At 53.5% G+C, this 15,165-nt stretch carries 15 protein-coding genes and 1 pseudogene; 10 read left to right on the forward strand and 6 right to left on the reverse strand.

Translation table 11 applies throughout. From position 1 onward, the window contains the following. The 3 genes from R6V78_RS11875 to R6V78_RS11885 form a co-directional block, all read right to left on the reverse strand. Positions 1-419 (reverse strand): CBS domain-containing protein (locus tag R6V78_RS11875; protein WP_410289573.1); only part of this gene is annotated, 419 nt, incomplete at its 3' end. Between the two features lie 64 nt (positions 420-483). Then, positions 484-954 (reverse strand): universal stress protein, encoded by a 471-nt coding sequence (locus R6V78_RS11880; RefSeq protein WP_410289574.1) that lies wholly within the window; start codon positions 952-954, stop codon positions 484-486. 338 nt (positions 955-1,292) lie between these two features. Next, on the reverse strand, positions 1,293-2,762 hold the full coding sequence (locus R6V78_RS11885) for a sigma-54-dependent transcriptional regulator (protein WP_410289575.1): 1,470 nt from the start codon (positions 2,760-2,762) through the stop codon (positions 1,293-1,295). A gap of 156 nt (positions 2,763-2,918) precedes the next feature. Here R6V78_RS11885 and R6V78_RS11890 point away from each other — a divergent pair, with 156 nt between their 5' ends. The 7 genes from R6V78_RS11890 (at position 2,919) to R6V78_RS11920 (ending at position 10,166) form a co-directional block, all read left to right on the forward strand. Then, positions 2,919-3,290, forward strand: coding sequence for a response regulator (locus R6V78_RS11890; protein WP_410289576.1), 372 nt, complete (start codon positions 2,919-2,921; stop codon positions 3,288-3,290). Beyond that, entirely contained in the window at positions 3,287-5,047 is a 1,761-nt protein-coding gene (locus tag R6V78_RS11895; protein ID WP_410289577.1) for an ATP-binding protein, read from the forward strand. Before R6V78_RS11890 ends, R6V78_RS11895 begins: the two co-directional genes overlap by 4 nt. Continuing rightward, on the forward strand, positions 5,044-5,418 hold the full coding sequence (locus tag R6V78_RS11900; protein ID WP_410289578.1) for a response regulator: 375 nt from the start codon (positions 5,044-5,046) through the stop codon (positions 5,416-5,418). Before R6V78_RS11895 ends, R6V78_RS11900 begins: the two co-directional genes overlap by 4 nt. Before the next feature lie 71 nt (positions 5,419-5,489). After that, positions 5,490-6,140, forward strand: coding sequence for a hypothetical protein (locus tag R6V78_RS11905; protein WP_410289579.1), 651 nt, complete (start codon positions 5,490-5,492; stop codon positions 6,138-6,140). A gap of 77 nt (positions 6,141-6,217) precedes the next feature. After that, positions 6,218-6,712, forward strand: coding sequence for a response regulator (locus tag R6V78_RS11910; protein ID WP_410289580.1), 495 nt, complete (start codon positions 6,218-6,220; stop codon positions 6,710-6,712). Between the two features lie 60 nt (positions 6,713-6,772). After that, entirely contained in the window at positions 6,773-8,905 is a 2,133-nt protein-coding gene (locus R6V78_RS11915) for a SulP family inorganic anion transporter (RefSeq protein ID WP_410289581.1), read from the forward strand. A 16-nt stretch (positions 8,906-8,921) separates the two neighbouring features. Next, entirely contained in the window at positions 8,922-10,166 is a 1,245-nt protein-coding gene (locus R6V78_RS11920; protein ID WP_410289582.1) for a response regulator, read from the forward strand. A 153-nt stretch (positions 10,167-10,319) separates the two neighbouring features. On the opposite strand, the pseudogene R6V78_RS11925 reads toward R6V78_RS11920, so the two are convergent. Together R6V78_RS11925 and R6V78_RS11930 are read right to left on the reverse strand one after the other, a co-directional pair. Then, positions 10,320-11,807, reverse strand: a pseudogene (locus R6V78_RS11925) (SLC13 family permease). 71 nt (positions 11,808-11,878) lie between these two features. Beyond that, positions 11,879-12,430 carry an HPP family protein gene (locus R6V78_RS11930; protein ID WP_410289583.1) on the reverse strand — a complete coding sequence of 184 codons (552 nt, stop codon included), beginning with the start codon at positions 12,428-12,430 and terminating at the stop codon, positions 11,879-11,881. Positions 12,431-12,586: 156 nt separating this feature from the next. Between R6V78_RS11930 and R6V78_RS11935 the strand changes: the two genes are divergently transcribed. Genes R6V78_RS11935 through R6V78_RS11945 form a run of 3 tightly spaced genes read left to right on the forward strand, consistent with a single transcriptional unit; the run spans position 12,587 to position 14,789 of the window. Further along, entirely contained in the window at positions 12,587-12,766 is a 180-nt protein-coding gene (locus R6V78_RS11935) for a hypothetical protein (protein WP_410289584.1), read from the forward strand. Between the two features lie 26 nt (positions 12,767-12,792). Next, the gene (locus tag R6V78_RS11940; RefSeq protein ID WP_410289585.1) at positions 12,793-13,371 is read left to right on the forward strand and encodes a CBS domain-containing protein; all 579 of its coding nucleotides are present in this window, start codon (positions 12,793-12,795) and stop codon (positions 13,369-13,371) included. After that, positions 13,368-14,789 carry a transferase gene (locus tag R6V78_RS11945; RefSeq protein WP_410289586.1) on the forward strand — a complete coding sequence of 474 codons (1,422 nt, stop codon included), beginning with the start codon at positions 13,368-13,370 and terminating at the stop codon, positions 14,787-14,789. Before R6V78_RS11940 ends, R6V78_RS11945 begins: the two co-directional genes overlap by 4 nt. A 46-nt stretch (positions 14,790-14,835) precedes the next feature. Here R6V78_RS11945 and R6V78_RS11950 read toward each other — a convergent pair. Continuing rightward, positions 14,836-15,165: NADH-quinone oxidoreductase subunit B family protein (locus R6V78_RS11950; protein ID WP_410289587.1), on the reverse strand; the 330-nt coding region annotated here is incomplete at its 5' end.

Below are 15,165 nucleotides of genomic sequence, written 5' to 3' on the forward strand. Positions count from 1 at the left end.
CGTTTTTTCAAGCCGGTGATGTACAAGGTGGCCTTAAAAAGATCGATGGTGGTGATGACCCCGCACAATTGGCCCTGATCATCCACCACCGGCGGACTGGAAATTTTGCGGTCCAGCATGAGATCCGCGGCTTCTTCCACGGTGCAGTCCCGGTGGACCGTGACCACTTCGCGGGTCATGATGTCGGCCACCTTGATTTTTGAAACCAGGTAGAGCAGTTCATGGATATCCAGGCTTGTGGCGTCCGAAGCTGAAGCCCGCTTCAAGTCGCGGTCGCTGAGAATGCCGCAAAGCCCTCCCTTGTGGACTACGGGAAGCAGCCTGATGTGATTTTCCTTCATCAGGATCCCGGCCTGCTGCATGGAATCTTTTTTTTCCACGGTAATCACCGGTGTGCTCATCCAGTATCTGATCAGCATGGCGGTCCTCCTTTTCTCGGCGATGGCTGACAGCGTTGGTGAAACTGGAAGCCTTTTTTTTGTCTCAGGGCGACTCGATAAAACCCGCCGGTATCGTGAGCAGCGGTATGGGTGAGCGGTGATAAATCCTGCGTGACGTCGAACCCACCACCACATCTGCCAGGTTGCTGCGGCCCTTCGTGCCAATGACCAGCAGGTTTGGTTTTTCACTTTCGATGACTGACAGCAATTCACGGTAAGGAATTCCGGCCTGAACCAGACAGCGGCAGTTTTGCGTACCCGTGGGCACGGCCTCCAACAGACCCTGCAGTCTGGTTTCGCGGTCCCGAACCTGTTCCTTGAGGTAGTTTGGAAATGAAAAGGCCTGATAACCGACCATGGCTCGCTGGACCATGTCCAGGTCGCGCTGGTTGATCACATTGACCAGCAACAGCTCCCCATCCAGCTTTCTGGCCAGCCGGGCGCTGTAACGGACAATTGCGGTCGAATAGTCGGACAAATCCACTGCTGCCATGATTTTCATCTTCTCGGCCATGGGTCGTTCCTTTCTGGTATGGGATCGAATGATGTCAGGGATTTTTCATCGCCTTGCCAATCCCTGAAGCAATGCATGTGCCATTTCAATAGAACCAATAATAATATAAACATATTGAATGGTTAAATATATATTCCAGCGAGTGGTCCCCGCGTCGGATGGGCGCGCATGTCGGGCTTTTTTTCAGGGTGTAAAGGACCGTGATGGTGCCGAAAGGCAGGGCAATGACCAAAAGGGGTGCGACGTGTGGGCGGTCATGCAAAACCGCATGGGACTGGACCCCTAAAACCGATTTTGGGAAAAGGTTGCCACGGAAAAAAAAGGCGAGGGAATCGTTGTTAGGGCGCTGCGGTTCTGATCTGCTTTAATTTGCGCCACAACGCAGCCCGGCTGATACCCAACACCTGGGCTGTTTTTGACTTGTTGCCGTTGTTGAACTCAAGAACTTCAAGGATATACTGGTTTTCGACTTCCGCCAGGGTTTTACTGTGGCTGGGTTCGCCGCGTTTCAGCGGGTTTGGATCCTTGAGAAACCGCAGTGGCAGATGTTGTCGCTCGATGGTTGTGCCTTCTGCCAGGATCACGGCCCGCTCGATGATGTGTTCAAGCTCACTGACATTTCCCGGGAAATCGTAATCAACCAGTGTTTTGACGACCTCCGGTGCAATCGAATCCACGGGTTTCGCCAATTCCTGGCGGTACTTGTCGAAAAAGTACCGGCACAGGGGCGGTATGTCATCGGTGCGCTCACGAAGCGGCGGTATGGTCAGTTCAAATACTTTGAGCCGTTGGTAAAGCGTTTTTCGGAAAGTTTCCTCGCGCACCCGCTCGGCCAGGTCCGTATCTGTGGCGACAAGGGTGCGGATATCCATGCCCATTTCTTTTCCGCCGCCGGTTCGCTGGCTGTCGGCCATGTCGATGATGCTCAGCAGTTGATCCTGCAGATTGGCGGGGAGCATTTCGACTCTGTCGAAAAGCAGGGTTCCCACCCCACCGGAACTGAAAATGCCACTGCGGGTCAGGACCGCCTCGTACAGGTTTCCGCTTTTGTACCCCAGCAGCTGCCCGGCGAGTTGTTCGCTGCCGAAATCGGCGCAGTTGATTGCCAAAAAGCGTTGATTCTTGCGCATGCTGCCGGCATGTATGGCCCTGGCAGCCAACTCCTTGCCCGTGCCCGGTTCGCCGCGCAGGGTCACCGTGCAGTCCAGCGGCGCCACCCGGGCGATGCTTTTTCTCAGATTCCGCATGGCTTGTGTTTCACCGACGATTCTCGGCAGGTCAAAACCGCCGGACCGGTTGACCTCATTTTCGAAGGCCCCCGGCTTAAAATTTAATTCAGACAATCCAGGATGGGTATGAATTTCAATTCCATGGGCCGCGGAAATTTCCGTTGAACCCTTCCGGCCCATATGCGCACCGGACGGGTGAATGACGACAACCTGACCATCGGCGTTGAGCCCTTTTATGAAACGCCAGAAATCCCCCATGGCTTCTTTTTCAAAATAGAGGGTGTTGAGCGATTCGGTGGCCTGCCTGACCTTGTCGTTGCCGTGTCCGGTTAACAGAACGGTTTTCAGACCAGGCTTGATTTCCTTGAGTTTGGTAATTGTCACCAGCCCGTTCATGTCGGGCATTTGAAGATCGACGATGGCCATGTCGATCTTATTTTTCGTTGCAATTTCGATTGCCGCCGTCCCATTGGTGGCTGTGATGGGATCAAATCCAAGTACTTTCAAGCGCTGGGCAATAGAGTGCAGCAATTTTTCTTCATCATCAACCAGCAGGACCCGTTTTGCCTGTAATCTCATGTCAGACTGTCTTTCCCCCACGGTTTTTAGGGATCATCGGAACGAAAAATAATTGATCGATTACGAACAATTTAATGTTTACAAATATAACATTATAGTATATGTGTCCTCTATAAATCGAATAGGTCCGTTAGTCAATACAAAAAAAGTTGCAAAATGAAACACTTTGATATATTGATTGTCGATGATGAACAGCGGTATGCTCAGATGCTGGCCAATCGATTCAAGTTGCGCGGTTTAAGCTGCGAGGTACGTTACGATGGCCGAACCGCCTTGGAAAGCGTAGAAAATTCATTTTTTAAATGGGTAATTCTGGACCTGAGGTTGCCCGATTGCTATGGTTCGGAAGTACTGACCCGGATTAAAAAGATCAGTCCCACGAGCGAGATCATTATCCTTACCGGGCATGGCACCGAAGCAGATCAGACCCGGTGCTTGGCCCTGGGTGCGTATGCATTTATGAACAAGCCGTTGGATATTGAACAAATGATCGCTATCATGAGCCAGAACCGTGCGAAATCAATATGATGGACCAGCTTAAATCCAACCTGAAATCTTTGTTTCCGCACTTTCGCCGGCAGGACGACGAACACCTGAATCCCTATTTTACCTTCAAGGATTATGGCCAGGTCTGGGGAATGGGGATTTTTATCCTGATGACGACGGCACTGCTGCCGCTCATCGTCATGACGCTGATCTATTATCAGCTTGTCGAGCGATCCATCGAATCTGAATCACTTCTGCGTACCGAACGTGTGGCATCCAATGCACGCAGGGCGGTCACTTTTTTTTTGGAGGAGCGCCTGGCCGCCTTGACGTTCACTGCCAAGGAAACGGGCTACGATGGTTTGACTGATCCGGAGCACCTGGATCAAGTGCTTCGGAATCTGAAACTGGGGTTCGGCGGATTGACCGATGTGAGTGTGATTGCCGACAACGGAACCCAGGTGACCTATGCCGGCCCCTTCAATCTGGAAGGCAAAGACTACAGCAGCCAGCCATGGTTTGTGGCGTGCCAGGAACACAGTGCCTGCGTCAGTGAAATTTTCTCAGGCTACCGCGATGTTCCGCATATCGTTGTGGCCGTCAAATCATTTCGTGCGGACGGGCGGTTTTTCGTCCTGCGCGCGACCCTGGAGACCGAACGCCTGATCCAGACCCTGTCATCCTACAAAACCGGGGAACACGCAGATATCTTCCTGACTAACCGTGAGGGGTTGATGCAGACGCCTTCCCATTTTTACGAAGGGGCATCGCACCGCGTGACGATTCCCGTGCCAGCCTATTCCGATCGGACGGAAACCCGAATTGCGATCGACGAAAAGGGCCAATCCATCGTTATCGGCTACGCGTTTATCGACACCACAATCGCGCCCACATCGTTTATTCTCATGGTCGTTAAACAAAGAACGGAGATGATGAAGGTATGGCTGAATCTGCGCTCCGATATCAACTGGTTCCTGTTGGTCAGCGCACTCTTCATATCCCTGGTGATCATCCTGACCTCTTCATTCATGGTTAACAAGATGTTTGATGCAGACCGGGAAAAGGCCAAAACCATGGCTGCCGCGGAGCAGAATTGCCAGTTGGCCTCCGTTGGCCAATTGGCCGCCGGGGTGGCCCATGAAATCAACAATCCGCTGGCGCTGATCAACGAAACCGCCGGCTATGTCAAAGACCTGTTCACCATCAAGGCGCAGTACCGGCATGATCCGGAATTGATCGAACATCTCGATTCGATCATCGAAACCGTTGAACGCTGCGGCACCATCACCCGTCAGCTGCTTGGGTTTGCGCGACGATTCGATGTTCAAACCCAATCCATCGATCTTAAAAACGTCGTGTCCGATGTGCTCAGCTTCCATAAAAAGGAAGCCGAATACCGCGATATTGCGATTCACGTGGACATCCCCGATTCCATCCCGCTCATCGAAACCGACAGGGGCAAACTGCAGCAGATAATTCTGAATCTGGTCAACAATGCCTTTCAGGCCATTAACAACGGGTGTTTTTTGGATATTCGCGCGGAAATGGACGGACCGGAGCGCATTAACCTGATCATCACAGACAGCGGCTGCGGCATATCCGAAGCGCATCTCCACAAAATCTTTGAACCCTTTTTTACCACCAAAAAAGAGGGCCACGGAACCGGTCTGGGCCTGTCGATTACCTACGGCCTGGTCCAAAAGCTTCACGGAAAGATCACGGTTAAGAGCAAAGAAGGCGAAGGAACCACATTTGTGGTCTCCTTACCGATTCAACTCGAAAAGGTAATCAAATCATGAGAGTTCTGCTGGTTGACGATGAAAAAAAATTTGTGATGATGCTTGCCAGACGACTTGAATTAAGAGGATTTCGAACTGAATTCGTCAATTCCGGTGACGAAGCCATCGGATTGGTGACCAAAGGGGAATCGTTTGATGTGGCCGTTTTGGATGTGAAAATGCCGGGCATCGGCGGTATTGACCTGCAGCGCAAGCTGGAAAAGTTGGACCCGAATATAAAATTTATTTTTCTTACCGGACACGGCTCCGACATCGGCAACCTGTCTGAAGTCGGTGAGGCGGCGCTTTTCCTCCCCAAGCCCCTGAAGATCAACGATCTGGTGGAGGCCCTGTTAGTGGTGGCAGGCAAAAATCAGGGGGCGAACACCTGAGGCATATTTTAAGGCAGGCATTTTACTGATTTCAGTTTGTTCTGAAAAACCCCCGAATACGGGAGGCAAGGGTGACTGACAAACAGGATATTTTCGGCTATGAAAGCCTTGCATTTTTCGGCAAAGTCAATGCGTCCATCTCCCATGAGCTGAAAAACGTCATGGCGATCATTTCCGAGACCGCCGGGTTGCTCGGCGACTTGACCGAAATGGCATCCAGCGGAAATCCAATTGAGCTTGAGGCTTTAAAATCATGCACAGAAAGTATCGCAGAGGAAATTCAACGCGGTTTTCTGACCATCAAACAGATGAACCGTTTTTCCCATAGTATCGATACCCCCGTCGAATCCGTTAATATTCAGGACCTGCTGGATCTGGTCAGGAATCTTTGCGGCTACCTTGCCTTTACCGGAAAGATTAGCGTTCAACCCTGTGAAGGCTTCCAACCGATTGCTGTGACATCTCCGTTTCTGCTTCAGGCGATCATTTATCAGGCCATGTCGGAAAGTTTTCAACATGCCGGGCAGGGGGCTGAAATAACGATTCATATCCAGCCCATTGACGAGTCGGCCTGGCGGCTGGTTTTTTCAGGTTTCGGCGTAAATGAATTTCACGCCTTTCCTGACGAATGCACCCAAAAATTTGCAGACTTGATCGGTGTTGCCATTCATTGGGACCGTTCAGCTGATCGGCTGGAATTGGAGGTGCCGCTTTCGATCTGAGATTCAAGGCAATGGATCTATGCGTGTGGATGTTTGGCAATAATTATTTTATTTAACCAATAAAGGTGGAGATTGCCATGGAAACGGAAAACTCAATTAAGATTCTGTTGGTCGATGACGAAGTCAAATTCCTCAAGGCGGTTTCCGACCGTCTGTCCATCAAGGGGTTTAAGGTCACCACGGCATCCAATGGTGAGGACGCCATCGCAGCAGCCAACAAGGGTGGTTTCGATGTGGCTGTTCTGGACCTGCAGATGCCGGGAACCGACGGTGCCCAGGTTCTGAAAATTCTTAAACAGAACCATAAATTTATTGAAATCATCATGTTGACCGGTCACGCCACGGTCGATTCGGCCGTGGAATGCACCAAACTCGGTGCGTTTAAATACCTGGAAAAGCCCTATGACTTTGAAAAATTGGTGGCGGCGCTCAAGGATGCCTATCAGGCCAGGATGCAGAAGAAGTTTGAAAGCAACCTGAAAAGAATGGAAGCCATTCAGCAGCTGTCCCTGCACCAGTCCCCGTTGGGATTGCTCAGGGCGATGGCCAAGCTGGATGATGACCGCAAATAAAACCACGAAAGCCGACCCAAGAAGGCACCGGAAACGGAAATCACAGGATAGGAGCGGCACATGTTGGCAAAGGTTTTTCCTTTTATGGCGTGGTTTAAAAACTACGATAAGGCCTCTTTTCAGGTTGACGCAATTTCGGGTCTGACCGTGGCCCTGGTCCTGATCCCTCAATCAATGGCTTACGCCCAGCTGGCGGGGCTGCCTGCCTATTACGGACTCTACGCCTCTTTTCTGCCACCGATGGTTGCCGCACTGTTCGGATCAAGCCGTCAACTGGCCACCGGACCGGTGGCGGTGGTTTCACTGATGACTGCGGCATCCCTTGCGCCGCTGGCCACTGCAGGCAGTTCCGGGTATATCGCCTATGCCATTTTGCTGGCCCTCATGGTCGGTATATTCCAGCTGACCCTGGGCCTGCTGCGGTTGGGGCTGGTGGTCAATTTCCTGTCTCACCCGGTGGTCAACGGGTTTACCAATGCCGCAGCCCTGATTATCGCCTCTTCCCAGTTGTCGAAAATGTTCGGCGTTTCCGTTGACACAGCGCCGCACCATTACGAAACCATCATCAGTGTCGTCAAGGCGGCAGTCCATTACACCCACTGGCCGACGCTGATCATGGGGGTATTTGCCTTTGGCGTCATGTACGGACTTAAGTGGCTTTCGCCGCGAATCCCCAATGTCCTCGTGGCCGTGGTTATCACCACCTTCATCTCCTGGTTCACCGGGTTCCAGCACGACCATAAAACCGGCATTGAAGCACTTGAATCCCCGGCCGCCCGCAACCTGATCCAACAGTTCAACGCGGCCTCCTCAGCGCTGCCTTCCCTTGCCGAGGAACGAACCCGCTTCAGCGAAGTGTTGAACCAGGCCAAACAGAACCACGACTCGATCGGTGTGCTGGATGCTCAGCACAATGTAAATGTGGCCAATGTGAAGATCTCACACCTGCAGGAGGAGGCCCACGTCAGGCGGGAGCAGCTCAGAGCAATCCTGCTTGCCGGTGTGCTCCAGAGTGACGGATCCATTAAATTCTACCCGCAGGACAATATCCCCGTCGGTACAAAAACCGACGGTCGAACATGGCGCATCAAGGTCCGCAACGAACCCCTGGACACCGGCAGCCTCACGATGATGGGGGGCGGCGCCGTGGTCGGTGCCATACCCAAAGGCCTGCCGTCGCTGAGCATACCGCCGATCAATTTTGGGATCATGCTGCACCTGTTGCCTTTCGCGGCCATAATCGCCTTGCTGGGTTTCATGGAAGCGATTTCGATTGCCAAGGCCATGGCCAGTAAAACCGGACAGCGACTGGATCCCAACCAGGAACTGATCGGCCAGGGGTTGGGTAATATCTGCGGCGCCATCGCCAAGAGTTATCCCACGTCCGGTTCATTTTCTCGTTCAGCGGTCAACCTCCAAGCCGGAGCCGTCAGCGGATTGTCAAGCGTTTTCACCAGTCTGGCAGTGGTTATTGCGCTTTTATTTTTCACACCAATGCTCTACCATCTTCCCCAATCCGTGCTGGCTGCAGTCATCATGATGGCCGTCATCGGCCTATTGAACGTTTCCGGTTTTATCCACGCCTGGAAGGCCAAATGGTACGATGGCGCCATTTCCATCATTTCTTTTGCCAGCACCCTGGCATTTGCGCCGCATTTGGATAAGGGAATCATGATCGGGGTGGCGCTCTCCCTGACGGTTTTTCTTTACAAGAGCATGCGCCCCAAAGTGGTTTCCCTGGCCAGGGCAGCGGACGAGGAACTGCGCTGCGTAACGACCCATGGGCTCAAGGAGTGTCCCTATGTAGCCCTGGTGCGCTTTGACGGACCTCTTTTTTTCGCCAACGCCAGCTATCTGGAAGACAAAATCACCGAAATCATCAGCAGCAAAAAGGACCTCAACCACATCCTTATCGTTGCCAACGGGATCAACGACATCGATTCATCCGGTGAGGAAACCCTGTCAATGCTGGTGGATCGGGTCAGAAGCAATGGGATCGACCTATCGATGAGCGGGGTCAACGAGTCGGTCATGGAAGTGTTCGGGCGAACTCATTTTCTGGCCAAGATCGGCAAGGATCACCTTTTCCCGACGATGGAAAAAGGCATTACCACCATCCATGAATCCACTCACGAGCACGGCCAGGAATCGGCTTGTCCGCTGTTGACCGTTTGCCGACTTGTTGAAGCTTAAAAAGAAGGAGTTGAACATGCCAGTCATTACGATATTCAGCGGCAGCTATTGCAATGCGCAACAGGTCGTCGAGGAGACCCGCTCCCGAACCGGTTATGGGTTGATCGCGGATACGGAAATCGTCACCGAAGCCAGTCGCTTGTCCAGTATACCTGCCAACAGGATCGAGCGGGTGTTCTCAGATAAGACCTCGGTATTCAACCGCTTGACCCGTGAACGGGAACGTTCGCTGGCTCACCTGCGGGCGGCCCTGGCAAAAAGCCTGTCCGCGGACAATCTGATCATTACCGGTTTCGCCGGTCAGCTTATACCCCGCGATATCGATCATGTGGTGCGGGTTTGCCTGATTGCGGACATGAAGTCGCGCATTGCCGCCGCCACCGGTGAACACCGGATCGCTGAACCTGAGGCCCTTAAAATCATCCACCGCGAGGATGAGAATTGTGCCGCCTGGATGCATATGCTCTTTGCCGTCAAAGACCCGTGGCATGCTTCCCTTTACGATATCGTCTTTCCAACCGATAAACTATCGCCGGACGAAATTACCCGAACCATCCAAAAAAACATCGCCAAGTCCATCGTCAAACCGGCCGGTCGATCCAGAATGGCTGTCGCTGATTTCCAGATTGCCGCCGACGTGGAAATTGCGCTGATCAAGGCCGGCCACACCGTCGGGGTCGACGTCCAGGGTGGGGTCGTCACCTTGACCATCAACAAACATGTCCTGATGCTCAATCGTCTCGAGGAAGAACTCAAGGCTATCACAGGCCGGGTGGCGGGGGTCGCGTCGGTTGAAACCAAGGTGGGACCGGGGTATTATCAGACTGACGTTTACCGCCGCCAGGATTTCGAGGCCCCGTCTAAGATTCTGTTGGTGGACGATGAGAAGAAATATGTTCAGACGCTGTCCAAACGGCTGATGATGCGTGAGCTGGATTCGGCAGTGGTCTACGACGGGGAGTCGGCCCTTGAATTGGCCCGGGAGGACGAGCCTGATGTCATGATCTTAGACCTTCGAATGCCCGGTATCGATGGCATCGAAGTCCTGCGTCGCGTCAAGAAGACCCGACCGGCGATCGAGGTGATTGTCCTGACCAGTCAGGGATCGGAGGCCGATAAAAAAACCTGCATGGAACTGGGCGCGTTTGCTTTCCTGTCAAAATCGGTGGATATCGATGAACTGAGCAGGACCATCAAGGCCGCTCACGAGAAAATCCGCCGAACCCGAGCGGAACAGGCGCCCACCCAGACGGATCATTAGGGCATGCAAAAAAAACCGCTGCTGGTTGCGCCGGATTTTGTTCGCCTCCAAGCGCGCCGGACTGTTCGGATGGTGTGCAGGCCCGAGAACATGTCAGCTGCGGGCAGCATCACCAAGCCGCTCCCGGCACTGCTGCCGGGAGCGGCTTGCGGTCTACTTCAACAGCGTTGGCATGCCCATCAACGGCCACAGCACGTAGACGGCAAAGCCGGTCACCGCCATCAGCAGAATGCTGGCCGGGATGCCGTAAAGAAAGAACTGACCGGTGGTGAACTGCCTGGAGTCATAGGCGATGGCGTTGGGCGCCGCCCCCACGAGGAGCAGAAAGGGCATGCCGGCGGTGACCAAAGAGGCGAAGAGGATGACTTCGCCGGCCACATTCAGGTAAGGGGCGATGACCAGGGCCACCGGCAGGGAGATGGCGATGGCGGCCACGTTCATGATGAAATTGGTCATCATCAGCACGAAGAAGGCGATGCCCAGAACGAAGACGAACCAGTGGGCCTTCTGGAACATGACCAGCTAGTTGATGGCCATCCACTCGGCTGCACCGGTCTCCCACAGGCAGAAGCCGATGCTCATGGCGCCGGCAAAAAGAAGGATGATGTTCCAGGGGATCGATTCCAGATCATTGATGTCCAGAATGCCGGTGATGAAAAACAGGATTGTGGATATGAGGATCAGGGCCGTTTTGTGGGGGGCGACAAAACCGGGGATGGCGGCCTCTAGGATGGCGCTCGCGCCCAGGGCCAAAATGCACAGACCCACGATGGAGGCGGCGACCAACTCCTTGCGGGTGATGCCGCCCAGTTCCGTATAAAGCCGCTTGGCGCGCTCTTTGAGACCCGGGATGGATTTCTTCTCCGGTTTGCAAACGATCATGAAAAACCCCCACAAAAGGAAGGTCATCAGCCAGCCGATGGGAAACATGTAGTAGCTTAATTCGAAAAAACCGATGTCCTGGTTCATGATGTCTTTAAAAAAGCCGAGGGCCACGGCGCCCCGGGCGGCCCCGAGCAGGGTGACGATGCTGCCGGCACCGGCCACGTAGGCCATGCCCATGAACAGGCCTCTGCCGAAACGGGTGGGCGTGTCGCCTTCGCCGTAGAGTGCGTAAATGGCCACCAGCAGCGGGTAGATGGTGGCTGCTACGGCCGTGTGGGCCATGATATGGGTGAGCGCCGAGGTGACCACAAAACATCCCAGGTAGATCATGCTGGTTTTTTCGCCCACGATGGCCAGCATTTTATAGGCCAGGCGGCGGGTCAGGCCGGTTTTGGTGAACACCAGGCCGATGACGATGGAGCCGAAGATGAACATGACCGACGGGTCCATAAAATCCTTGAAGGCCACTTTGGCCGGGCGGATGAAAAACAGGGCCTGCAGCACGCCGATGGCCAGGCTGGTCACGCCGATGGGCACGACCTCAAAGACCCACCAGGTGCCGGCCAGCAGGAACACGGCGATGGCGCCTTTGCCGGCTGTCGACAGGGCAAAGGCTTTACCCGTGGGATCGATGGCATCCGGCCAGGGCGGCGAGTAGTAGGTGAGGACGAACAGGGCAACACCTAAGCACAGCCAGATCAGTTTTTTACGGTTGGACGCTGCCTCGGCAAAAGGGGTATCGATGTCGTTAGCCATTCAACAACCTCCTCTATTTCGATTCAAACAAGTGACGATCATTGATCGGATGGGCAGGCGAGCCCACTGCCCTAATTGCAGCTTTTCATCACATGAAAAACAGCGGCGAAAACATCGGTGAGCCGTAACACCCCGATCAGGATGCCTTGTTTTCTCACCAGTAAAGATTGAAAGTGGCCCATTACCAGCATGTGAATGGCCTTGTTCAGGGATGCGTCCGCTTCGATGAATTCGCCTTCGCCCAACCTGGACATAAAATCCTCGACTCGGGTGTGGGCGGCTTTCTGACAGATGTTCTCCAAGGCACCGTCCAACAGGCTGTACTGCTCTTGAAGATCCTTCAGAAAGGATACACTGAATCCGTAATGGGCGGCCGACGATTCGGCGGCCATTTTTTGGTATTGCGGTTCAAGCGCTTTCAAGGCTGTGTGCTGGCTGATCTTGCCGACAACTTCACCGGCTTTATTCAGAACCAGAATGGCCCGGTGGCGGTATCTGGTCTGGTCGAACTCGCCCTGGGCCGTCTCCAGCGCCAGAATGGCTTCGAACAGCGTCGCCCCGATGGTCACCGTCGCATATTCCGACAGGGGAACCATCAGATCTTCAATTTTGTACGTTTTCACTGTGTGTCTCCTCTCTATCATTTTTCGCGCTCGCGTTTTTAAACCCTAGCGGCCGTATATTTTTTGGTTTTGTTTTAGCGGGGGAATTTCGATTAATGAACGAAGGCGATTGTCTACCATAGAGATGGGGGAAGATCAAGGAAATGGTGTTCGCTATTGGAACAAGCAGCCATTCAGGCGCACAATCAACCGGCGCAGGAACCAGGCCCGGTAAAAACCGCGACCGGGAGCCGCCGGAAGATCATAGGCAGCGCCGCGCAGCGGATGCGTGCGCAGGGTGCAAAAAGTTTTGCAATCAAAACAGTTTCGATTGATTTGATGACTGATTCATGGTAGTTGAGCCACATAACAGGAGGATCCCGGTGAAAAATTTCATGGTCAAGGAATTGATGGTCCCGATTTCGGAATATGCCACGGTGCCGGAGAACGCCACCTTGTTCGAAGCGGTGCTTGCATTGGAAAAAGCGCAGGAGCAGTTCCAACAGAACCGCTATTCCCACCGGGCAGTTCTGATTATGGACAAGCATAAAAAGGTGATCGGCAAGATCAGCCAGATGGACTTTCTGCGTGCACTGGAACCCAGGGACGCCAACCTGGACCAAATCCGCCGGTTCGGTCGATTCGGTTTTACCCGCAAGGCCGTTGCCCTGCAGCAGGAAGAATATCTCAAGACGTCGCCGCCGATCCTGGACGTCTATTCCAAAGCGGCAAAAAAATGTGTCACGGAATTCATGCAGCGTCCCACCGAAGGGGAATATGTGGACGAAAACGGGTCACTGGACATCGCGCTGCATCAATTGACGGCCGAATCCAATCTTTCCCTGCTGGTGACACGGGGCACGGAGATTGTGGGGGTGCTCAGGCTCGCCGATGTGTTCGCCGCCGTTTATCAGAACATGAAAAAATTCGAATTGAAGCCAACCGATGGGGAGCAGGGATGAAAGAACTGGAAAAGCTTTTCGACCGGATTGTGCAGCGCGTAAATATCAACCTCCGGGAGTTGGAGTTCGATGTCAACCCCTTTTTAAATAAACTGATCCCCACCACGCAGATGACCAAATTTTATGCATTTTACGGGATCACGCCCCATCACTCGCTCAACCTGATGTTCAAGCACTCCAATCTGGCGGGCAGCTATTTTCTGGGCAAGGTCAGTGTGACCAACTCGCTGCTTTATAAAAGCGATATCCGCGGTGATGAATTGAAAAAATCCGGTGATCTCTTTCAGTACCAGGAGTTCAACATCCCCCTGGATCAGGATGAAGAGATCACCATCGAAGACAGCTTTCTGATCAAAACCCTGGTGCACAACTATTCCCACGATCCGGAGACGCTGGAAAACTTTTTCATCAAAGACACCGTTTCCACCCATTATGCCAATATCCACGGATCACCTGCCAACGGAAGTTTCCTGGGGCCCTTTGCCACCGTTGACCTGACCACCATCCAGGATTGCGTAGTGGGCGCCTATTCCTATGTGCAGGCCGGTGAGGTCAGCCACCTGAAGATCGAACCGGGGACCGTCTGGGTCCGCAAACCCGGTGATTTCAATTTCATGTACCGCTACCCCCTGAACCAGTTGAACAACTATATCTATTTCAGCGCAGGCAATTCACCCCAGGGCATATTCATGGACTTCGTGGAAGATCGCAAGGAGGCCTTTCAGCGTGTGTTCGATGTGGTCAATATCGACCAACCGCTGTCGGTGCCCACCAGCGCCTCTCTGGATCGGTTCGCCGTGATCAAGCCCAAAACAAAAATTGGCGACAATGTACTCGTCGCGCAACGGGCCTTCCTTCAAAATTCCATGCTTGGCCGCGGAGCCAATGCTCAGGAAAACTGCTACATTATCAACGCCAAACTTGAAGGCAACAATGTTACGGCCCACGGCGCGAAAATAATCGAGGCGGATCTGAAGAAAAATGTGTTTGTGGGGTTTAACTGTTTTCTACGCGGGCGCCCCAACGCCAGAATCACCATTGGTCAGGACAGCGTTATCATGCCGCATACGATCATCGATGTCCGCAGTCCGCTGACCATCCCTCCCGGGCACCTCGTATGGGGCCTGATCAATGATCCCAAGGACCTGGAAGTCAACAGCATGTCGCTTAAGCGGTTTTCTAAAATTGATACCCGGGCGTGTATCGGCAGCATGCTGTTTGAAGGCAGCGGAGGCAGTTTTGTCTCGACCTTTCAGGAGCGGATTCACCATATCCTGCAGGCCAATGGCGCGTTTTTTGATGGGAACCTGAACCGCGGGCATGCCCAGCAAAACCAGAACATCTCCTTTAACACCCTTCAACCCTATCCCAGGGGGGCAAAGGAAGGGTTGTACCCGACCATTGTCATCAAACCCTGAAAAACCGGCGGCCCTGTTAATTTGGATTGAAAGGGCCGCCGGTTTTTTATTTGAAAAAGTTCAAGAGGGCATGCAGGTTGGTCATGGGGTGCGGCGGGCAGCCGGGGATGAACAGGTCAACCGGCAAAAGCGTATCCAGCCCTTCGCTGACTTCCCGGCTTCCCCGGAAAGGGCCGCCGGTCAGTGGGCAGCTGCCCACTGCAATCACCACCCGCGGCTTTGGGGTGGCCTCGTAGGTCTGCAGCAGAGCGGTTTTCATGTTGCGCGAAATCGGGCCGGTCACCACGATGCCGTCGGCATGCCGCGGGGAGGCCACGAAGTTGATTCCGAATCGGGCCAGATCGAAAAACGGTGTGGCCAGCACGTTCAGGTCTGC

The sequence above is a fragment of the Desulfosarcina sp. genome (assembly GCF_046496365.1).
Taxonomy (GTDB): domain Bacteria; phylum Desulfobacterota; class Desulfobacteria; order Desulfobacterales; family Desulfosarcinaceae; genus Desulfosarcina.